This is a genomic window from Kribbella sp. C-35, from assembly GCF_046549195.1.
In the GTDB taxonomy this organism is placed as follows: Bacteria; Actinomycetota; Actinomycetes; order Propionibacteriales; family Kribbellaceae; genus Kribbella.
Map to the genome: position 1 here is coordinate 174388 of NZ_JAJPWG010000002.1, position 20859 is coordinate 195246.

Consider the following 20859-nt stretch of genomic DNA (forward strand, 5'->3'; position numbering starts at 1 on the left):
TGCGTCAACGAAGTTGCGGTCGTCTCGAGAGCCTCTGCCGATAACCGGTGGCTTTACGAAGAGCCTGATAACGCTCCCAGACGTCGTCCTCACGTAACATGCCGAAGCGCATTCGGTAATCGGCTTTGTACTCAATCAGTTGATCGACAAGCCTTTCGTGGGGCGCGCACAGCACCTGCTTGCTGCTCAGGTGTTCGAACTGATCGGCGGTCAGGTCGATCACCAAACGCTTCGTCGACGTGGCATCGCCGATCTCGACCCAGCAGTGCAGTTCAGATCGTCCGCGACCGCCGCCGAAGAGGACGTAACCGACGCAGTACTCCGCTTGGCGGCGACGCAGCCAGCTCAACTGGCGAATCAGCCACGCGGAACTGACACCGCACTGACCGAACGAAGCCGGGGTGTTGTCCCGAGGCCGCGATTCCGACCCGGGGTAGATGGTGTCCGGCGACCATGCGCGAGTCAGTGCCGATCGATGTTTTCTCACCCGCTGAGTCAGCCGCCAGGTGAGTGCATAAGAGATCGTTTCCTGAGTGCCTACTTCGCCTAGCAGGTCGCGGAACTTGCGCGCCCGTCGTGCGGCGGCGACCAACCTGCCCTCGCTCTCGCGTGCCGCCTGCGCAGCCGGCACAGTGACACGTCTTGACGGCTCCTTGACCCCAGCACTGTCCGGAGCAGCAAGTTTGACGGTTGTCACCCCGTTGACCTCGCCTTCCGACCAGGTGGTTGCCGAGCTGGGAGTCTAGAGGCAAAGTAACTTAGAGCGCCAATCATGGCACTCTGAGTACTCAACGAGGTGCTTGTGCCGCCGCGGCTTGGCAGCGGCATCGGCGACCGTTGTCGAATGCGCTCGTGCGTCGGCACGGGCATCGTCACACACCTCCTGCACGGAGCAAATGCATGAGTCATTGGACCGCCGACTGCTTGCGCATGGCAAGCAGCAAGGCCGAGACCTTCGCGAATTCTTTTGGCTATTCGTACCGCGGATGCGAGCTGTCCTGGAATCAATCGCTCGATTTGGTGGCGGTGTGGAGAGGATTGGGAACTGTGCCGGTAACCGGGATGGGTGGGCGGGTGTCGAGGTCGGTGTAGCCGAGGGTTAGGCGGTAGCCGTTGAGGGGGTAGCGGAGAAAGGTTTCGCCGGTTAGGGCGGTGGCGGTCAGGCGGTCGGCGTGTTCGGGGTGGTTGGTGATGTAGCGGTCGATCTCGGTGCGGGTGAGGGACCAGAAGGTCTCTTCCGCGATGAGGTGGTGGGCGGCGAGGGGGTTGAGGACGCCTAGGAGGAGGGCGTCTACGACGTACTGGCGGAGGATTGGCCAGGGTTTGCGTGGGAGGACTCGGGAGTGGGCGTCGGGTTCGGGGCCTCGGGCAAGGATGGGGGCGGTGGAGAGGTTGATGTCGTCGACCAGGTCCTTGATGACGAGGCGGGTGGGGAGGCCGGTGGGTGCGCAGATGACGGCGAGGTTTTCACCGTGTGGGTTGACTGTGATGCCGTAGTGGTGGAGTAGGTGGAGCAGTGGGCGTAGGAGGGTGGAAAGGAGGTGCCCTAGCCACGTCTCGGCGTCGGTGCCGGAGCGGGTGATCGCGGCTGATGCGAAGCCGGGATGGAGTACGGCGGCCAGCGGCCACACCGTCTCGCTGTTCTGGAGGCGGGGGTCGATGGGGTCGCGCCAGATGCAGCCGAGGGTTTCGGTCCACTGGTAGGGGATGCCGGTGTGGGTTGAGAGTTCGGGGTGGGGGACGGTGACCGAGGCAACTTCGCCTAGGAGTTCGGTGCCCAACTGCTGGAAGACCTCGTCGCGGGACCACAGGCCGCGCAGCCATTGGGTGATCATCGGGGCGGCCAGGGTGCAGTGCTCAGGGATGCCGCGGTAGACCGAGGTGTTCAGGATCTTCAGGGGGAGCTTGACCTGATAGCGCGAAGGATTCGAGACGTTGACCATCGTGCGGATCGACTGGGTGGGGAGGTACTCGTCGGGGCTCTCCCCCAGCACCACGATTTCCCCGGTGGCGAGTTCGCGGGCCCACTGGGTGCGGACGACGTGATCCAGCTGCCATGGATGGCACGGGAGCCACACGTACGCGTCCGGGTCGTCCAGTTGCGACCGGAATGCTTCCACGGTCGACGGGTCCAGCTCCCTCAAGATGACCGAGTGCTCCGAGAGGTCCGGCGTACCGCGGAACTCGGCGAGACCACGTCGTACGGCGAGCCAGACCAAGTGCAGCGGCGTGCGGGCCTCCGGCGCGTACCGCTCGCTGTCGGAGGCCGAGAAGCCCAGACGGCCCTTGTTGGCGACCAGGAGCGGGTGCCCGGTCAGGTGCCCTTCCAGTCGGGTGTGGTGCAGCTCGAGCAACTCAGCAGCAGGCACTGCCGTAGAAGCCATCCGTACGTCGGCCGCGAGCGTGCTCGTCAGCTCCGCGACGTACCCAGCCACAGTGGACCCGTCGACCCCTAGTACGTCGGCAGCGTCGACGAAGAACCGGATCGGGTCGGTGGCGACCTCGCTCTCGTCGTTGCCGAGGATGCCGGCCGTGGTACGTCGGATCGACGCCGGATCGACCCGCCAGCTACCGAAGCCGCCACGGGTCGCCTCGAACACGTAGGACACTGCCCCGAGGTCCAGCCGGTTGTCGACGGGCTCCAGCAACCCCTCCGTGCAGAACTGCGAGATCAGCTTCGCCAGCAGCTCCGACGAACACTGGGTCCAGACACTCATCCCGGGATCGCAAACGTCGTGTACGCGGTGGACTTAGGCAGCCGGAACACCTCGCGACCCGCCACGCTGTTCAGGATGGTCGCGTTGCGGATCGCTCCGATGCCGAGGTCCGGCGCAGCGACGCCGTGGCTGTGCAGGTCGGCATTCGCGACGAAGATGCGCCCCTCCAGCGCCCCCCGCACGCTGTGGTCGCGGTTGATGACCCACCGACCGGCAGCGTCGTGCTCGATCTGCTCCTGCAGCGACTCCAGGAACGGCAGCGGGCGGTTCCGGTAGCCGGTCGCCGCAACGACAGCGTCCGTCAGGTGCTGGAACGTCTTCCCGCTGTCCGCGTGCAGCATGGTGAGCTCCAGCCCGTCAGCACGCGCCACCGCGGAGACGACAGCCACACCACACTGCAGTTCCGCTGGCAGCTCCCTCGAGTACAGGACGTCGTGGATGTCGTCCAGCGTCTCCGACGAGATGCCCTTGTAGTGCCGCCACTGCTCCTTCACCAGCTTGTCGCGTACCGGCTCGTCCAGTCCGTGGAAGTAGTCGACGTACGACGGTGTCGTCATCTCCAGCACCAGCTTGGAGTAGTCCAGCGGTGCGAACGACGGCGTACGGGTCAACCAGGACACAGCAGGACCGTTCGCTCGCAGCAGGTCCAGAGCGCACTCAGCACCCGACTGCCCCGAGCCGACCACGGTCACGCGACCTGTGCGCAGCAGATCGTCCCTACGGACCAGGTAGTCCGCAGAGTGGGTGAATCGCTCAGCAGGGAGCCCCGCCAGCGCAGCAGGTACGAACGGCTCGGTGCCGACGCCGACCACCAGATGCCGAGCCTCGAACTGCTCAACGCTGTCACCGCGCTCCACAGTCAGCTCGAACGACGAGCCGTTCCACACCGCCTCCCGCACATGGTGGCCGAAGTGCAGTGAGTCCAGCTGTGCCGCACACCACCGCAGGTACGTTTCGTACTCCCGCCGCGTCGGGTGGAACTTCTCCCGCACATAGAACTGGTACAGCCGGTCGTTGTCCTTCAAATACGACAGAAACGACAGGTGATGCGCCGGCTCGACCAACGACACCAGATCCGCCAGGAACGACACCTGCAGCATCGCGTCCTCGAACATCAGCCCGCGGTGCCAGGTGAACTCCGGCCGGCTGTCCAGCACCGCGAGTTCAAGATCCCGCACTTCGGAGGCCAGTGCGGCCAGTCCGAGGTTGAACGGCCCGCAGCCGATCGCAATCACGTCGTACATGTCATGCCTCCCTGGACGGCCCGGGTACGGACCATCAGTAGTGCTGTCTTCTCGGGCAGCTGTAGCTCCCCGTGCTGGACGAATCCGGCCGCGGCGAACGCGCGGACGGAAGGGGTGTTCTCGATATCCGGCTCGGCGACCACCTGCGAACAGGCCGGCTCTGCGCGCAGCACTCCGTCAGCGAGCCACCGCAGTAGCTGCCGCCCGAGCCCCTTGCCGACGCGGGTGATGTCACCGATCGCCACGTGCACGCCCCGGTCCTCCTCGCCGTACGCGTAGTACTCCGCAAGTCGGTCGTGCCGGACCCGGTACAACTCGACGTACGCGAACTCCTCCGCGTCCGCCGCGACCACGTACGGCGTGGAGTGCTCCCCCGCCGCCTGTTGCTCGATCTCCTGCGCCCAGCGCTCCACGGACCAGCCCTGATGCCACCAGCGCCTGATGTGCGGCTGCGACATCCACAGTGCGATGCGAGGCGCGTCGGACGGGCCTGCCGGCCGCAGGTCGAATGAGATCACCGCAGCGGGTTAGGGATGTCGAGGTAGACGGACTGTGCGTCCAGTGGGGCTACTACCTCGTCAATGCCCCGCAGCCGGGTCAGCATGTTCGCCTTGCACGGCAGTGTCTCCGCTTCGAGCCATCGCCGCGCCAGCCGATCGCCAGAAGGTCCAGCAGCCTTCAGCAGCGGCAGAGCGAGTGTCAGCCGCTCCCGCACCACACCGAGCAAGTCACCCTCGTCTGCGACCCCGTCCGCCGCCAGACAGCCCACCACGGCCAGCGCCTGGTTGTGCAGCAGGTAGTAGGTCAGCCGATCGTCGACAATCGCGTCGTCAACAACCGCCAATGTCGAGTCGCGGAGTCCGGTGATTGTCAACAATCCACGCAGGTACGACGCCGCGAGGTAGTACCCCTGGTTGTCGCGATAGGCGCCGCCCTTGATCCGCCCTGCCCCGTCCAGCCGCACCAGCGTGTTCTGCTGATGCGCCTCGAGACCGATGCCCGTCTCGGCGTACAGGTGCAGCATCGGGACCAGCACGTTGTCGATGTACGCCGAGACCCACGCAACCGGGTCCTCCGCCGCGAAGGTGCTCAGCCGACTCACACCACCAGGTCGTGGAGCGACGAGCCCCGCCAGACAGGCGTAGCTGTTGACGTCTGCCGGCACCTCCCGGACCGCAACGTCAAGACCGGTCAACGTCGGTCCGCCCTCGTCGAGCGCGACCCAGGCCGGGTCGCGAACGATGGTGAAGCGCGGGTGCGCGGTCGCCGTACCAGCGTTGTACGCCGCGTCGAGCAACCGATTGATCTCCAGCCCGCGCCGCAACTCGGTCGGCGTCGACTCCCGCCGCGAGTTCGTGATCCGCAGACCGAGCGACAGCTTCAGCATCACTGGCAGATCCGGATGGAACACGGTCCGGAGGCTGGACGTCGGATACCACTGAGCGCCACCAGGGCCCAGATCTTTCACCCGACCGGCAGAGATCAGCGAGGCAACGCGCGGACGCTCCGCCACCGCAGCCGCCTGCCACGGATGGGCCGGGATCAGGACCCGGCCCGACGACGGGGTGATACCGGCCAGCGCGCCCATCAACTGCACAGCGTCCAGTCCCTGCAGCGAGGGCGCGCCGGCCACCTGGTCCGACGACACCAGTTCGGCATCGGCTTCGAACCAGTGCACTGCGAAACGGCCGCCGAGCTCGGGCGAGTACGCCGCCAGCTCGTCACCGCTCAGTCCGTCCCGGCTCTTCGGCGCCGGGTGGTTCAGATGCCCGAACAGCAACGCCTGCTCGAACTCGAGGAAGCGCCCCGGCCCACGCTCCCCGTCAGCCTCCGAGACGAAGCGCGACACGTTGCGCACCGACTCCGCCGTCCGCGCTGCCAGATCGTCGATCTCCTCCGGATCAGCGTCCGCTGACAGCAACCGCACCAGGTCCTCAGGAACAGCAGGTACGCCGTCCACCTGGACGTCGGTGAACTGGTGCAGCCCGGTCCGCGACGCATGCTCCACCCGCGCCGTCACCGTCGAACCGCCGACCTCCAACGTCAGCGCCCCGACCGCGACCGGCACGGACGACTCCCGGGTGTAACACCGCAGGATCGCGTTCAGATGCGCATCAGCCGCAATAGTCACGCCGCTCCTTCGCCGGTCTGGACGTCGAGGCCGGTGGCCACGACCTGGTCGAGCAGGTCCTCGATGTCCGTCGCGGTGGCGTTCGGGTTCAGCAGCGTCAGCTTCAACGCGACCACCGCCGGGCGGCCGCCGCGGGCCGGCAGCTTGGTCCGGCCGATCAGCACCCGCCCGGAGGTCAGCAACCGGCGCCGGACCTCGCCCTGGAGCGCGTCCAGTCCGGACGCGTCCAGGCCCTGCCCGGCGACCCGGAACAGCACCGTGGTCAGGGTCACCGGCGCCAGCAACTCGAGATTGCTGTCGGCAACGACCCGGGCCGCGGCGGCGTGCGCGAGCTCGTGACAGGTGTCGACCATCGTTCCCAGTCCGGCCCGTCCGTATGCCGTCAGCGTGGTGGCAACCTTGACCGCGTCCGGGCGGCGGGTGGTCTGCAGGCTGCGGCCGAGCAGCCCGTCCAGCCCGGAGTCGATGTCGTCGGCCGGGTTCAGGTAGTCCACCGACCGGTCGAACGCCGCGAACCGGCTCCGGTCCGCCACCAGCAGCACGCTGGTCGCGGCCGGCTGCCAGCCGATCTTGTGCAGGTCCAGCGTCACCGAGTCCGCCAGCGGTACGTCGGCGAGCAGCGGCGCCAGCCGGTCCGAGAACAAGGCCCCGAACCCGTACGCCGCGTCGACGTGCAGCCAGGCGCCGTACTGCCGGGCCAGTTCGGCGATCGGCGCGATCGGGTCCACCGATCCGAAGTCCGTCGTACCGGCGGTGGCGATCACGGCCACCGGCGTACGGCCGGGCTTCGCGAGCTCGTCGGCGAGCAGGTCGGGCCGCATCCGGAAGTTCTCGTCGGAGGCGATCGTGATCGCGGCCTGCTCACCGAGCCCGAGGGCGGCGCAGGCTCGCTGGACCGAGAAGTGGGCGAGCTCGGAGCAGAACACGACCGGGCGGTCGAAGCCCTGCAGGCCGTTCCGCCGGACGTCGATGCCCGCGGCGGCGGCCGCGCTGTCGCGGGCGATCAGGATCGCGAGCAGGTTCGAGATCGAGCCGCCGGGCGTCAGTACGCCGTCCGCCTGCGGACCGAAACCGGCCAGCGAAGCCAGCGCCCGCACGACCCACTGCTCGATCGCGAGCGTCGCGGGACCGGAGTCGTAGGTGTCCATCGAGGCGTTCGAGGCCGAGGCCAGCGCGTCCGCGTCGACCGCGACCTGCAGGACCGGTGGCTGCAGGTGCGCCGCGGCGTGCGGGTGGCTCAGGTCGATCCCGTGCTCGTCGAGCAGCCCCGCGATCAGGTCGAGCGCGGCGGACTCTCCCACGCCGGTCGACGGGATCCGCGGCTCACCCAGCACCTCGGCAGCGCGCCGCAGTACCGCTCCCGGCGAACCGTGCGGCAACGGTCCGCGCTCACGATCCGCGACCGTCGAGGCCAGCGGCCAGCGTGCGGCGAACGGATCGCGGACAGGTGCGGGCAGCGCGGTGAGACGCGCGGGCTGCGACATCCAGATCTCCCGGGAAGTTGTCGAGTAAGGCAACCCTTACTAAGGCAGACCTAACTTTTGTCCCGCGCACCCACGGTGTCAACTCGGCCACGTCCGGAGTGGCGATCCTCACTCTCGATGCTCACTGTCAATGCAACGATGCAGAGCACCAGTGCTGGCCGGTGGTCCAGCCGAGGAGGCGGCGGCCGCCGCGGCCGGTGCGGCCCTGTGCGTCGAAGCGCTCGCCTGCGGCCACGTCCAGGAGACCGGTCACGGCCGGTGCGAAGCGTGGGCCGAGGACGGCGGCTCGCTCTTCGAGCTTGGCCAGGACGGCGGCGCTGTCGCTGTAGCTGAGGAAGAAGATCCCCTGACGCCACGCGTACGCCGTGTTCTTGAGGCCCTGCAGTCCGCTGATCCAGGTCGAGACCGGCTGGGTCTGCCGCTGGATCGCCCAGCTGAACGCGCGGTCCGCCAGCTCGGGCCCGACCTCGCGGACCCAGTCGGTCAGGTCGAGCGCCTCGATCAGTACGGCGAGGTTGTGCGACGTCAGGATCTGGCTCTGCTCCAGCACCGTCCCGTTCTGAGCGACGTACCCGGGCGTCTGCGACGTGTGCGCCTCCTCGGCGCGGCGGCGGCACATCTCCGCGAAGTCGTCGGACGTCAGCTTGCGCCAGCGGATCCGCGAACGCTGCTCCGCGGCCGGCCACGCGGCGGGCAGGTCGTAGTACCGCGCATACAGTGTCCCGGAAAGCACCCGGCTCGCGACGGACGCCGCTTCCCGCCACTTCGCCGTGAACGTGCCCATGAAGATGTCGGCAGCGACCTCCTCGACGAGGGGCAGTCCGAGGTCGGCCTGGCTGACGAGCGCGCGGAACTCGCGGACGAGCGGGTTCGGCAGGATCGTCTGCGGGAACGCGCCGAGCGCGACGGCGGTGGTCTCCCGCAACGTCTGCGCGGCGGCTCGCGTGGCCTTTTGGGAGTGGTCACGGTACGGCGCGACGGCGGAGATCCACGGCAGCTCGTCGAACCGCACCTGGTGTTCGAGGTTCAGCAGCAGGAGACTGCGCCGACGGCGGAAGGCCGCATAGGTCTGTGCATAGACCGAGGCCAGCACCGGATCCGCAATATTTGCCGCCAGCAACTGTGACGTGACCTGCGGCAGCACCTCGGCGAGCACCTCACCCGAGCCGATGACGCCGCGATCCACCAACTCACCGATCGGCGCCTCGAGGGCCCGGGTCGCCTTCGCCAGCAGGTGCGGCGGCATCGCCACGCCCGCGGCCGCCGGAAGCTCCGCGCCGTCGACAGCACCCGCGATCGGATCGAGCGCGGGCAGTCCGCCGTCCCGCGGGAAGCGGTCCAGTCGCGTACTCAGCACGTGCGCCAAGGTCGCGTACGTCGGGCGCGCCGCCACCGCGTACTGCGTCGTACGCAACACCGCGCGGGCCTCGGATCCCGGCGCGCCGTGGGCGCTGATCGTGTTCGCCAGAGCACGCCGGATCCACCCGACCTCGCGACCGGTCAGGGCCGAACTGTCGACCGGACAGCGCTCCAGCGCCGACTGCAGCCGCGCGAAGTTGCTCTTCGGGTGCCGCGCCTGATGCAGCTCCGCCGCGATCGCGTAGTCGTCCAGCCACTGGCGACGCCGTTCCACCCAGTCGTCCGGCCAGACCCGGCACGGCCAGCCACCGCTCACCGCGTCCGCCACCAGCTCCGGGAGGTCACCGTCGACCGTGTCGCACCACAGCGCCACCAGCCGGTCGTGGAGCGGGTTCCAGACCTGGAGAGTCTCGCGCATCGCGGCGATCCGCGGAGGAACCGTTGCTTGTCGCAGCTGAGCACGGACCTGGTCCACCGACTGCCGCCGTACCACGGCCCCGGCCGGAGCCGACGACGGACCGAACGTCGGGGTGAACCGCAGCCGGTGCATCAACGGGCGCAGCTCGGCCACCAGATCGAGCGCCGCGGCGAAGTGCCCGTGTTCGAGGAGCCAGGCGACCACGAGCAGCGCCGACTCCTCGGGTACGTCGACACGGCAACGCCCGGTGCGCAACGCCTGCCCCAGCTCCGCGAGCCCTTCGTCACTGAGATACCAGAGATTGAGCCGCTCGCGGTCTGTCTCCCCCGGCGCGTTCTCCGGAAGCCGGGCGAGCTCGTCGGCACTCGGCGGCGACTCCGCGACGTACCGGCCGGTCGCGAACCCTCCGGTCACCACTTCGAGCGTGACCCACGCGGGCGTGTCGGCGACCGGGGTCCGGGACCCGATCGTGAGCTTTCCGGACGCTATCCCCTCGAGAACGTTGCGCCAGGCATCGACCCGGACCGCGGCGCGCCGGCGTACCGCTGGATCGTCCGCAACCAGCGCCCGTTCGAGCGCGTGCTGAAGCCGGCCCGTCGCGTACATCCGGAACCCCCGTTCTCTGGATGGAACAACGCTTCGACATGGAGGCAGGACTCGAACCTGCGCCTTCCCGGTTAGCAGCCGGGCGATCTACCCCTGATCTACTCCATGCAGTTTCTCTACAGGCTAGCTGCACGGCACGCGCTCTCGTGGGAGCTGAGGCGCTCAGGCGATTGCGGGCGGCGGCTATGTCGGACACGGCCGCCACCCGCGAGAGCGATCAGTCTCGGCCGGCGGGTTCGAGTTTTCTCGTGCCCGAGTCGGCGCTGCCCTGTCCGGGGAGCGTCTTCCGGTCCTGGTGGCCCGGCCACCAGGCGGCGTGGCCGATCAATGCGGTCAGGCTCGGGGTGAAGAACATCGCCATCACGAACGCGGCGACGACGATGCCGAAGGAGACGGCGAACCCCATCTCGGTCAGCAGCGAGTTGCCCGCCAGCATCAAGGTGGCGAATGTGGCCGCCAGGATGAACCCGGCCGCCGCGACGGTCGGACCGGCGTGCCGGACCGCCATGCTCGCGGCCGCGCGCGGATCACGGCCTTCGCGGGCCTCTTCCCGGAGCCGGGCGATCATGAGGATGTTGTAGTCGGTGCCGATGGCGACCACGAACAGGTACATGATCACCGGGAGCATGAACATCAGACCCGAATGCCCCAGGCTGTTCTGGAAGATGAGCACCGTGGCGCCGAGCGTGGCTCCGAAGCCCAGCCCGACCGAGGCCATCAGGTACCAGGGCGCCACCACGCTGCGCAGCAGCAGCCCGAGGATGATCATGATCAGCAGGGCGGCCAGCGGGAAGACGGTGCGGTAGTCGTGGTTGACCGCGGCGTCGATGTCCTTGTAGATCGACGACATGCCGCCGACGAGCGCCGTCGTACCGGGTGGGGCGTCGGCATGCGCGACCGCGCGCACGTCACCGACCGTGCTGATGGCCTGATCGGTGGCCGACCCGTACTCGAGTGTGACCGTGATGCTCGCGGTCCGGCCGTCTTTGCTGATCGCCGCCGGCTGTACGTCGGCAACCCCCGGGACCGCACCGAGCTTCTTCTCGTACGCCGGCAGCAGCGCGGTGTCGAGCCGCCCACCGGTTGTGGTGACCAGGACGGATGTCGGTTCGGCGGCACCGGCCGAGTACGCCTTCTGCATCTCGGTCTGCACGACCATCGACTCCTTGGTCGCCGGCATCGAGCCGGCCGCCAGGTCGAAGGTGGCCTTGAATCCGAGCGTGCCAAGCGCCAGCGCGACCATCACCAGCCCGGACACCGCGGCGAACAGGGCGGGACGGCGTTGTACGCCGCGTCCGAGGGCCGCGAAACGTGCGTTCGACGGCTCCGTGCGCCACGCCTTCGACGGCCAGAAGAGGGCGCGCGGCGAGATCAGCGAGCAGATCGCCGGGAACAGCGTCAGCGCGGCGACCAGGGTCACCGCGACCGTGATGGCCAGCGCCGGCCCCATCTGCTTGAGGAAACCGAGCGTCGACAACAGGAGCGCGAGGAACGCGATGATGACCGCACCGGCCGCCGACGCGATCGCCTCGCCGACGCGGCCGACCGCGTTGATCATGGCTTCCTTGGGCTCGTCACCGGCCCGCAGCCGCTCGCGGTAGCGGAACATCAGGAACAAGTAGTAGTCGGTGCCGACCCCGAGCAGTACGACGATCAGCAACGCCGAGATCGAACTGCTGGCCTCGAGCCCGAACAGCTTCGTGGCGTCGGCGATCAGGCCGGTGGCCGTCGAGGACACGACGGCGAGCAGGACCAACAACGGCAGCAGCGCGAGGATCGGCGAACGGAAGATGATCAGCAACGTGATCAGGATGATCGCGAAGGTGCCGGCGAACGTCAGCGTGTTGGCCCGAGCCGATGAGTCCTGCTGGTCCAGGCCCTGGGCGGCCGACCCACCCAGCTCAGCCTTGAGCTGAGTACCTTTCGCCAGGTCCTTCGCGTCCTGGCGCAGGGTCTTCGCGGCGTCCAGTTGACTCGGCTGACCAGCGTTGTTGGTGTCCATCGACACCAGGCCGAGCACGTAGCGGCCGTCCTTCGACGGCGGGCCGGGAACGACCTGCTGAACCTGGTCGATCTTCTTGGCGCCGAGTTCGGTGGTGATCTTCGTGGCATCCGCCAGGTCGGCCGGCGTCAGCCGGCCACCGTCGGAGCGCTGGTAGAGGACGATCGCGGACGGCGTGAACGCGCTCGGGAACGCGCTCTGCTGAAGCTCCGCGGCCTGGATCGACTCGTAACTCTTGGGCAGGAAGCTGCTCTGGTCGCTGCTCGAGGGCAGGCTCGGCGCGGTCGCCGCTACGGCGACCGCGACCACCAGCCAGGCGAGAATCGTCCAGATGGGATGACGGACGGCAACGCGCCCGATGCGGTGGAACATGTCGGTCTGCCTCCGGGCAGGAGATCTTGGAATGGACGGTCAGGCCGCGTCGAGGGCTTCGGTGATCTTGCGGATCATCTCGGTCATCGCCGGACCGGTGCCGCCGCGCTCGGCCCGGGCGCCGGCCTCGACGGCGGTGAGGACGGTGCTGCGGAAGTTGCCGGCCTCGGCCGGGTCCTGCTCCTTGAGCAGGGCATAGGACGCCGTCAGCGCCGGGAACACCTGGTCGGCGAGCTCGGCCGTCGTCTTTCCGTCGAGCTTCAGGCCCTTCTGCTTCTCGTCGAGCGCGTGCCCGACCGGTCCGGTGGCCGAGGCCAGGGCCAGGGATCCCGCGACGGCGATCTTGCCGGCGGATTTCACGCCGGCGGCTGTGATGAGCGCGATTGCGCCATGCGCGGCGATCGCCAGCGTGGTCTTGTCCTGCTCGGTGAGGGTGATTGCGGAACTGCTCTGATTCGTCATGCAACCACCATCACCGGGCGTCCTGACACCGCCCTGACACGCGCCTGACAGCTACTACTGGTCGAGTCCGTACGGGGTCCTGGTCAGGACAAACGTGGCGACATTCAGGTGGGTGATGGTGTCGCCGTTGCGGAGGACGTGGAGTTTTTCGCCGGCCAGGTAGCCGTCGCGGCCCTGGTAGAGGTCGGGGGCGAGGGGTGACAGGCGGGTTGTGAGGCCGCCGGAGAGTTGCAGGATTCCCGCGCAGACGGAGATCGTCAGCGGCGTGTTGCCCCAGTACCAGTGGCCGAGCAGCTCGGCGCCTTGGGCCAGCGGCGGCTCCGGCACCCACTCCTGCGTGATCGGCGGCTCGTACCGGGTCAGGATGCGGACCAGGTCGGGAGCCAGCGACGCCACCCGGCCGTACGTCGCGTTGCCGAGCGTCACCGCGCCGACCCGGCGGACCCGGTCGACGAACAGCCCGGCGAGGAAGCCCGGCATCGAACCGGTGTGACCGATCAGCAGGTGCGGATCGTCCGCGATCAGCCGCAGCCCGAGCCCGTACGACGCGTTCAGGCCCTCCCGCGGATCCGACGCCACCGGCGCCGCCATCTCCTCGACCGAGTCCCGGCTCAGCACCTCGTGCACCGGGTCGATCCAGAACGTCGCGTACCGTGCCAGGTCCTCGATCGTGCTCCACAACTGCCCCGCCGGCGCCATCGCGCCCGAGTCGTACGCCGGCTCCGGGTCCAGCTGCCCGCTGAACGGGTGCACCGAGAATCCGTCGGCGGCCGGGGCCGCCGGGAAGTACGACGTACGCCGCATCTCGAGCGGATCCAGAACCCTGGTCTGGACGAGCTCGACCCACGACTGGCTCCGGAGCCGGGCGACGATTTCACCGAGCAGCCCATACCCGAGGTTCGAGTAGTGATGCCGCCGATCCGCTGGGCCGACCGCCTGCGAGTCGTTCATCGCGGCGGTCAGCTCGTCGAACGAGACGCCCGGATTCCGTTCCCACCAAGGGCCTTCAGGCTCCGCGTTCATCCCGCCGCTGTGCGCGAGCAACTGCCGGATCGTCCGGTCCCCGAACGCGATCCCCGGCAGATGCTTGCCAACAGCATCGTTCAGCGACAGCAGCCCGTCATCGCGGCACTGCATGATCAGCACCGCCGTCATCGTCTTCGTGATCGACCCGATCCGGTACTGCACATCCGTCCCCGGCAAGCCCCCGTCAGCCGTCGCGAACCGCCCCCGCGCCCCGGTCCACACCAACTCCCCGTCCCGCAGCACCCCGGCATTCACCGACGGCAACTTCCACTCCCCCTGCGCTGTCGCAACCTCGGCAAACAGAGCAGCGGCGGTGTCCGGACGTACGTGAGTCAACTGAGGCTCCAGGCAGGTCGTGGACAGACCAGTATGCCCGTTCTACTCGAACGCCTCCGGTGAAGGGCAGGAGCAGATGAGGTTGCGGTCGCCGTACGCGCCGTCGATGCGGCGGACCGGCGGCCAGTACTTCGAGGCTCGGTCGACTGAGCGGGGGAAGGCGGCCTCTTCGCGGGTGTAGGCGTGCTCCCACTTGTCGTTGATGACCGACTCCGCGGTGTGCGGGGCGTTCACCAGCGGGTTGTCGGCGGCCGGCCACTCGCCCGCGGCGACCCGGTCGATCTCGTGGCGGATCGCGATCATCGCGTCGCAGAAACGGTCGAGTTCGCCGAGGTCCTCGGACTCGGTCGGCTCGACCATCAGCGTGCCGGCGACCGGGAACGACATGGTCGGTGCGTGGAAGCCGTAGTCGATCAGCCGCTTCGCGACGTCGTCGACGCTGATCCCGGTCTCCTTGGTCATCGGCCGCAGGTCCAGGATGCACTCGTGCGCGACCAGGCCGTTCTCGCCGGTGTAGAGCACCGGGAACGCGCCCTCGAGCCGCTTCGCCACGTAGTTCGCGGTCAGTACGGCGGCCTTGGTCGCCTCGGTCAAACCGGAAGCGCCCATCATCCGGATGTAGGCCCACGAGATCGCCAGCACACCGGCCGAGCCGAACGGCGCCGCGCTGATCGGGCCGACGCCGGACTCCGGACCGGCCTGATCGAGCAGCGGGTGGTTCGGCAGGTACGGCGCCAGGTGCGCCGCGACCGCGACCGGGCCGACGCCCGGGCCACCGCCGCCGTGCGGGATGCAGAACGTCTTGTGCAGGTTCAGGTGGCTGACGTCGCCGCCGAACTCGCCCGGCTTCGCGAGCCCGAGCAGGGCGTTCAGGTTCGCGCCGTCGACGTACACCTGACCGCCGTGGTCGTGGACGATCTGGCAGACCTCGCGGACGCTCTCCTCGTACACGCCGTGCGTGGACGGGTACGTGATCATGATCGCCGCGAGCTTCGCCGCGTGCTCGGAGGCCTTCGCGCGCAGGTCGTCGAGGTCGATCGTGCCGTCGTCGTTGCCCTTGACAACAACGACCTTCATACCGGCCATCACCGCGGACGCGGCGTTGGTGCCGTGCGCGCTGGCCGGGATCAGGCAGACGTTGCGGTCCTGATCGCCCTGCGCGTGGTGGTAGCCGCGAATCGCGAGCAGACCGGCCAGCTCACCCTGCGAGCCCGCGTTCGGCTGGATCGAGACCTTCGCGTACCCGGTGACCTCGGCCAGCCAGCGCTCCAGCTGACCGATCAGCTTCACGTAGCCGGCCGCGTCCTCGATCGGCGCGAACGGGTGGACGTCGGCGAACTCCGGCCAGGTGACCGGCTCCATCTCGGTGGTCGCGTTCAGCTTCATCGTGCAGGACCCGAGCGGGATCATCCCGCGGTCCAGTGCGTAGTCCTTGTCGGACAGCTTGCGCAGGTACCGCAGCATCGCCGTCTCGGACCGGTGCGTGTTGAACACCGGGTGGGTCAGGTACTCCGTGGTCCGCGGTACGGCGATACCGGGCCCGGCAAGCGTGTCGTCGTACTGGACGCCGAAGGACTGGCAGACCCGGGTGAGCGTCGCGACGTCGGTCTTCTCGTCGCAGGAGATGCCGACGTGGTCCGCGTCGACGAGCCGCAGCCAGATCCCGTTCTGCCGGGCGGCGTCCACCACGTCGGCGGCGCGACCCGGGACCCGGGCGAGGACGGTGTCGAAGAAGTCGTCGTGCACGACCTCGACCCCGCCTGCACGCAGCGAGGCGGCCAGCTTGCCGGCATAGTTGTGCACCCGCTCCGCGATCGCCTGCAGACCATCCGGTCCGTGGTAGACGGCGTACATCGAGGCGACGACGGCGAGCAGGACCTGCGCCGTACAGATGTTCGACGTCGCCTTCTCGCGACGGATGTGCTGCTCACGCGTCTGCAGCGCCAGCCGGTACGCCGGGGCGCCGTCCGCGTCGACCGAGACGCCGACGAGACGACCGGGCAACGACCGCTCGAGGCCGGAGCGGACCGACATGAAGCCGGCGTGCGGGCCGCCGTAGAACAGCGGTACGCCGAAGCGCTGCGAGGAACCGATGACGATGTCGGCGCCCGCCTCTCCCGGCGCTTCAAGGACCGTCAACGCGAGCAGATCGGAGGCCACAGCAACCAATGTGTCGCGGCCGTGCGCCGCCTCGATCAGCGGCTTGAGGTCGCGGACTGCGCCGTTGGACCCCGGGTACTGCACGAGGAGACCGAAGAAGTCGCCCTCGGGCAGACCGTCGGTCGTGTCGGCGACGACGACCTCGATACCGAGCGCCTCGGCGCGGGTCTGCACGACCGCGATCGTCTGGGCGAAGGTGTCGGCGTCGACCAGGAAGCGGTCCGACTTGCTCTTCTTGTTCGACCGGTGCGCCAGGGTCATCGCCTCGGCGGCCGCGGTGCCCTCGTCGAGCAGCGACGCGTTGGCGGTCGGCAGCCCGGTCAGATCGGAGACCGCGGTCTGGAAGTTCAGCAGCGCCTCGAGCCGGCCCTGGGAGATCTCCGGCTGGTACGGCGTGTACGCCGTGTACCAGGCCGGGTTCTCGACCAGGCGGCGGACGATCACGGACGGTGTGAAGGTGCCGTAGTACCCCTGGCCGATCATCGAGGTGGCGACGGTGTTGCGGGCCGCGAGCTGGCGGAGCTCCGTCAGCGCGTCGACCTCGGAGGCCGGCTCGGGCAGCCGCAGCGCCTCGGCGGAGCGGATCGAGGCGGGCACTGCGTCGTCGACCAGCGTGTCGACGTCGTCGTACCCGAGGAGCTGGACCATCCGGGCGATCTCGTCCGGGCGCGGACCGATGTGCCGGTCGGCGAACGTCGCCGAAAGCTGAGGGGTGTCGTTCACTAGAGGCTCCGATGCTGACTGTCGCTGCCGGTGGCCTCCCCCTCTGTCACGCGCGCTGCGCTCCAGAGTCGCCTGCGACACTCGGTCCATGGGCCTGAGAGGTTCCGGGGAGGAATTGCCCCTTCGGCGCCCGATGACACGGGTCTCTCCCGAGTGCTGTGAACGGCTGCCTCGAGGCTACCAGGAATCTCCGAACAGTTCGGGCAGCAGGCTCCGCACGACCGGCCGTGCCGCCGCCACCTGCTCGGCCGTCGCCGACTGCATCGGCCAGCGCACCCGCGTGCCGACGTCCGCCCACCCACCGACCGCGGCCAGGAACTTGTCGAGCCCAGGGTTCGAGAGGCCGGCCTTCTGCAGCGGTACGACGTGAGCCGCGAAGAACTCGTCGATCCGCCGCTCGACGTCCAGGTCATGCGCCGTCCGCACGGCGCCGTTCGGCGAGAGCGCTGCCACGTTCGAGTAGCTGCCGTGTGCACCGAGTAACGACATACTCGCCAGGAAATGCCCCGGCACGAAGATCGCCAGCCCAGACCGCGTGGCCTCGTCGAACCACGTCTTGTCACCGCCCGCGGTCTTCAACCCGATCAGACCCGGCACCGCCGCCGCCAGCTCACCCAGCTGCCGCGGCCCGATGGTGGTCTTGGCGTGCGGTGGGTTGTAGAGCACGAGGGGTACGTCACCAGCCGCGTCGGCGGTCCGCCGTAGAAAGTCGAGTACTTCGTGGGCGTTCAGCGGCAGCCAGTCCGGGACGATGACCTGGATCGCGCCGGGATGCAGGGCCGCCGCGCGGCGGACGCGGGACAGCTGGAGCTGGGCGGACGGGTGACTGGCACCGATCTGGAACGGTTTACCCGCTGCGGCGAGGAGCTCGTTGACCCGGTCGAACTCGTCCTCGGTCAGGGTCTGGAACTCCCCCGCCGTCCCGTGGGCGTACAACCCGTCCAACTGACTGCCGCCGAGCACCTCGGCCTGGGCTTCCAGACGCGGGAAGTCGATCGAGTCGTCGGCGTTCAGCGGTAACAACAAAGTCGCCCACACACCGCGGAGCGAATCAGCGGTGAGTGGGCGCACAGAGTCAGGAACTACGTCAGCCGGTCATCCGGGCGCGGCGGCGGGCGGCGAGTTCGTCGTTGGCGTGGCCGTCGGAGTCGCCCTCGTCGTGACCGTCGGCCCGCTCGGTCGGGAGCTCGGACAGCGAACCCTCGACCTCGCGCCAGACGCCGCCGAGCGCGATCCCGAACACGCCCTGGCCGCCGGCCAGCAGGTCGATGACCTCGTCGGGCGAGGAGCACATGTAGACCGACGCGCCGTCGCTCATCAGCGTGATCTGGGTCAGGTCGTCGAAGCCGCGCTTGCTGAGGTGCGCGATCGCGGTCCGGATCTGCTGCAGCGAGATCCCGGCGTCCAGCAGCCGCTTGATCACTTTCAGCAGCAGAACGTCACGGAAACCGTACAACCGTTGCGTCCCCGAGCCGGTCGCCGGGCGCACGGACGGGGAGACCAGGCCGGTGCGGGCCCAGTAGTCGAGCTGCCGGTACGTGATCCCGGCCGCGGCGCAGGCCGTCGGACCGCGGAACCCGACGTCCTCCGGCATCGGCCGTAGGTCGTCGTCGAACAGCAGACCCTGAACGCCGGCGGTGGCAGTAGCGGCTGCCACAGCCTCTGCGTGCGCGTCGGACGTCGACTGCGCCGTCAGATCCGTGTCCCCGGTGCGTGTCACGCCTGAGCCTCCCTGGATACCGACTGGAACGAGCCATCTCCGTGGAGTGACACCACCCCACGACGTCTTCACGGTAAGCCGCCGCCCGAACAGGGTCAACGACAACCGCATCGAGCCGGGAGCGTGTCGCGACCGCCGTACGAATCGTTACCTAGGTTTCTGAGGGTCCCCAGCGTGCTCTTCAGCTCTTGTCGAAGTCCTCCGGGGTCACCTGGTCGAGGAACTCCCGGAACCGCTCGACCTCCTCTTCCTCCTCCACCTCGTCGGCGCCGTTCGTCTCACTCTCCGGGACCGGGATGCCGGCCTCGGCGAGGATCTCGTCGGCGCAGAACACCGGGGTCCCGGTCCGCAGCGCGATCGCGATCGAGTCCGACGGGCGGGCCGAGATCTCGGTCTTGTCGTCGAACACCAGGATCGCCTCGAAGATGCCGTCGGTCAGGTTCACGATCCGGACCTGGCTGAGGGTGTGCCCGAGGACGCGGATGGTCTCCGCGAACAGGTCGTGGGTCAGCGGCCGGGGCGGCTCCATGCCCTGCTGGGCGAAGGCGATCGCACTCGCCTCGGCAGCACCGATCCAGATCGGCAGGTATCGCTCACCTCCGACCTCTTTCAGCAGCACGATCGGCTGACTCGAGGGCATCTCCACCCGGACTCCGACCACGTCGACTTCGCGCACACGTTCAGCCTACTCCGAGGGGAAGCCCCGGGCAGGCCCACGGGGGTTCGCTGTGGACAGCCTTACGAACGCGGCAGCCGAGAGCGGACCAGGGCAGTGTGCAGACGGACGGTGAGGGCGGCCAGCTCACCGGTCTGTTCGGTACGGCGGGGGCCGGTGACCTGTTCGATGAGGCCGACCTCGCGGTCCGCCGCCGTACGGAACGCCCGCAGGTGCCGTGGTTCGAGACCGTACGCCGCCAACGCGGCCGCGACCTGTGCGATCACGATCGCGTCGCCGCCGTAGTGGTTGCCGCTGGCCACCACCAGGCCGTGACTCTCCAGCTCGTCGAGCAGTTCGGACGGTACGTCGGCGGCGGCCCGCAGCTCGTCCCGGGTCAGCTGCAGCTCGGTGCTCGCGGCACCGAAGTCCTCAGCGACCGGCTGGCCTGGTGTCTGCGGCAACGAATTCGGCGCGACCGGCGGACCGGCGGCGGCCGGCTGCAGGCCGCGGTCGATCGCACCGAGGTGTTCCTTGATCACTTTCAGCGGCAGGTACTGATCACGTTGCGCGGTCAGCACGTACCGCAGCCGGTCGAGGTCGGCGGCACTGAACTTGCGGTAGCCGGACGCCGTCCGGGCAGGCGTCACCAGCCCCTCGGCCTCCAGGAAGCGGATCTTGGAGATCGTGACGTCGGCGAACTCGGCCTGCAGGAGCTGCAGCACCTCTCCGATGCCGAGGCCGCCCGCAGGCGCGTTGCCGGTGGGCTCAGGAGCGCTGGGATCAGGCCTGGCCACTGGCGTAGTACACCAGCCGGTACTTGCCGATCTGGACCTCGTCCCCGTTGGTCAGCAGGACCTCGTCGATCCGGTCACGGTTGACGTACGTGCCGTTCAGGCTGCCGACGTCGCGGACCTTCACGCCGTACGGGTCCCGGCGGAACTCGGCGTGCCGGCGCGACACCGTCACGTCGTCGAGGAAGATGTCGCTGTCCGGGTGCCGGCCGGCGGTGACCACGTCGACGTCGAGCAGGAAGCGGCTGCCCGCGTTCGGCCCGCGCTGGACGATCAGCAGGGCGGACCCGGCCGGCAACGCGCCGACCGCGGCCGCGTCGTCGACGGACAGCGGCTCGCCGGTACCCTCCGGCTCCGGCTCGGCACCGATCGGGGTCAGCATCGCCGTGTCGGTGACACCCGGCGTCGGCTGCGGCGTCGGCTGGGCCGGGGCTGCCGCCGGGCGGTCCGCGCCAGGCAGCATCGCTCCGCACTGCGAGCAGAACCGGCTGCCCTCGGAGTTCTCGTGCCCGCACTGGTTGCAGAACGGCATGCTGTGATCCTCCCGATCGCCGGTGGTCCGGCGACGTTTTCGATAGACCCCGTGGTAACAGTGTGGACATGGACCTCAACCCTCGACCAGCGGTTGAGGTCCGTAACTTATCAGCCCT

General features: G+C 68.7%; 16 protein-coding genes, 1 tRNA gene and 1 riboswitch. All 17 genes read right to left on the bottom strand.

Features of this window, described 5'->3' with window-relative positions; all coding sequences use genetic code 11:
- Positions 1-4: 4 nt before the first annotated feature.
- A complete protein-coding gene (locus ACLJOO_RS13550) occupies positions 5-697 on the bottom strand; it encodes a hypothetical protein (protein WP_410787343.1) in 693 nt (230 codons plus the stop codon).
- Between the two features lie 307 nt (positions 698-1004).
- Entirely contained in the window at positions 1005-2717 is a 1713-nt protein-coding gene (locus tag ACLJOO_RS13555; RefSeq protein ID WP_410787344.1) for an IucA/IucC family protein, read from the bottom strand.
- Positions 2714-3961: a lysine N(6)-hydroxylase/L-ornithine N(5)-oxygenase family protein gene (locus tag ACLJOO_RS13560; protein WP_410787345.1), complete on the bottom strand. Its 1248-nt coding sequence runs from the start codon at positions 3959-3961 to the stop codon at positions 2714-2716. The genes ACLJOO_RS13555 and ACLJOO_RS13560 overlap by 4 nt, the downstream gene beginning before the upstream one ends.
- Positions 3949-4479, bottom strand: coding sequence for a GNAT family N-acetyltransferase (locus tag ACLJOO_RS13565; protein ID WP_410787346.1), 531 nt, complete (start codon positions 4477-4479; stop codon positions 3949-3951). The genes ACLJOO_RS13560 and ACLJOO_RS13565 overlap by 13 nt, the downstream gene beginning before the upstream one ends.
- Positions 4476-6092, bottom strand: coding sequence for an IucA/IucC family protein (locus ACLJOO_RS13570; protein WP_410787348.1), 1617 nt, complete (start codon positions 6090-6092; stop codon positions 4476-4478). The genes ACLJOO_RS13565 and ACLJOO_RS13570 overlap by 4 nt, the downstream gene beginning before the upstream one ends.
- Positions 6089-7576: a pyridoxal phosphate-dependent decarboxylase family protein gene (locus ACLJOO_RS13575; protein ID WP_410787349.1), complete on the bottom strand. Its 1488-nt coding sequence runs from the start codon at positions 7574-7576 to the stop codon at positions 6089-6091. The genes ACLJOO_RS13570 and ACLJOO_RS13575 overlap by 4 nt, the downstream gene beginning before the upstream one ends.
- A 127-nt stretch (positions 7577-7703) precedes the next feature.
- Positions 7704-9959, bottom strand: a complete 2256-nt coding sequence (locus tag ACLJOO_RS13580) for a hypothetical protein (RefSeq protein WP_410787350.1) — start codon at positions 9957-9959, stop codon at positions 7704-7706.
- A 36-nt stretch (positions 9960-9995) separates the two neighbouring features.
- A tRNA-Ser gene (locus ACLJOO_RS13585) sits at positions 9996-10067 on the bottom strand.
- 109 nt (positions 10068-10176) lie between these two features.
- Positions 10177-12333: an MMPL family transporter gene (locus tag ACLJOO_RS13590; RefSeq protein WP_410787352.1), complete on the bottom strand. Its 2157-nt coding sequence runs from the start codon at positions 12331-12333 to the stop codon at positions 10177-10179.
- Positions 12334-12372: 39 nt separating this feature from the next.
- Positions 12373-12795, bottom strand: a complete 423-nt coding sequence (locus ACLJOO_RS13595) for a hypothetical protein (protein ID WP_410787353.1) — start codon at positions 12793-12795, stop codon at positions 12373-12375.
- Between the two features lie 54 nt (positions 12796-12849).
- Positions 12850-14157 carry a serine hydrolase domain-containing protein gene (locus ACLJOO_RS13600; RefSeq protein ID WP_410787355.1) on the bottom strand — a complete coding sequence of 436 codons (1308 nt, stop codon included), beginning with the start codon at positions 14155-14157 and terminating at the stop codon, positions 12850-12852.
- Between the two features lie 42 nt (positions 14158-14199).
- The gene (gcvP, locus tag ACLJOO_RS13605; RefSeq protein WP_410787356.1) at positions 14200-17040 is read right to left on the bottom strand and encodes an aminomethyl-transferring glycine dehydrogenase; all 2841 of its coding nucleotides are present in this window, start codon (positions 17038-17040) and stop codon (positions 14200-14202) included.
- 72 nt (positions 17041-17112) lie between these two features.
- Positions 17113-17202, bottom strand: a riboswitch (glycine riboswitch).
- Between the two features lie 15 nt (positions 17203-17217).
- Positions 17218-18078, bottom strand: coding sequence for a dihydrodipicolinate synthase family protein (locus tag ACLJOO_RS13610; protein ID WP_410787357.1), 861 nt, complete (start codon positions 18076-18078; stop codon positions 17218-17220).
- Between the two features lie 49 nt (positions 18079-18127).
- Positions 18128-18697 carry a MerR family transcriptional regulator gene (locus ACLJOO_RS13615; protein WP_410788669.1) on the bottom strand — a complete coding sequence of 190 codons (570 nt, stop codon included), beginning with the start codon at positions 18695-18697 and terminating at the stop codon, positions 18128-18130.
- 244 nt (positions 18698-18941) lie between these two features.
- Positions 18942-19436: a bifunctional nuclease family protein gene (locus tag ACLJOO_RS13620; protein ID WP_133791196.1), complete on the bottom strand. Its 495-nt coding sequence runs from the start codon at positions 19434-19436 to the stop codon at positions 18942-18944.
- 62 nt (positions 19437-19498) lie between these two features.
- Positions 19499-20212, bottom strand: a complete 714-nt coding sequence (locus ACLJOO_RS13625; protein WP_410787358.1) for a MerR family transcriptional regulator — start codon at positions 20210-20212, stop codon at positions 19499-19501.
- On the bottom strand, positions 20199-20741 hold the full coding sequence (locus ACLJOO_RS13630) for an FHA domain-containing protein (RefSeq protein ID WP_410787359.1): 543 nt from the start codon (positions 20739-20741) through the stop codon (positions 20199-20201). Before ACLJOO_RS13630 ends, ACLJOO_RS13625 begins: the two co-directional genes overlap by 14 nt.
- Between the last annotated feature and the right edge of the window lie 118 nt (positions 20742-20859).

What these genes read in the sequence shown, in the direction of transcription:
- ACLJOO_RS13555 (WP_410787344.1), bottom strand. Translation starts at nt 2,717, where the DNA reads ATGAGTGTCTGGACCCAGTGTTCGTCGGAGCTGCTGGCGAAGCTGATC.
- ACLJOO_RS13580 (WP_410787350.1), bottom strand. Translation starts at nt 9,959, where the DNA reads ATGTACGCGACGGGCCGGCTTCAGCACGCGCTCGAACGGGCGCTGGTT.
- ACLJOO_RS13560 (WP_410787345.1), bottom strand. Translation starts at nt 3,961, where the DNA reads ATGTACGACGTGATTGCGATCGGCTGCGGGCCGTTCAACCTCGGACTG.
- ACLJOO_RS13630 (WP_410787359.1), bottom strand. Translation starts at nt 20,741, where the DNA reads ATGCCGTTCTGCAACCAGTGCGGGCACGAGAACTCCGAGGGCAGCCGG.
- ACLJOO_RS13590 (WP_410787352.1), bottom strand. Translation starts at nt 12,333, where the DNA reads ATGTTCCACCGCATCGGGCGCGTTGCCGTCCGTCATCCCATCTGGACG.
- ACLJOO_RS13575 (WP_410787349.1), bottom strand. Translation starts at nt 7,576, where the DNA reads ATGTCGCAGCCCGCGCGTCTCACCGCGCTGCCCGCACCTGTCCGCGAT.
- ACLJOO_RS13595 (WP_410787353.1), bottom strand. Translation starts at nt 12,795, where the DNA reads ATGACGAATCAGAGCAGTTCCGCAATCACCCTCACCGAGCAGGACAAG.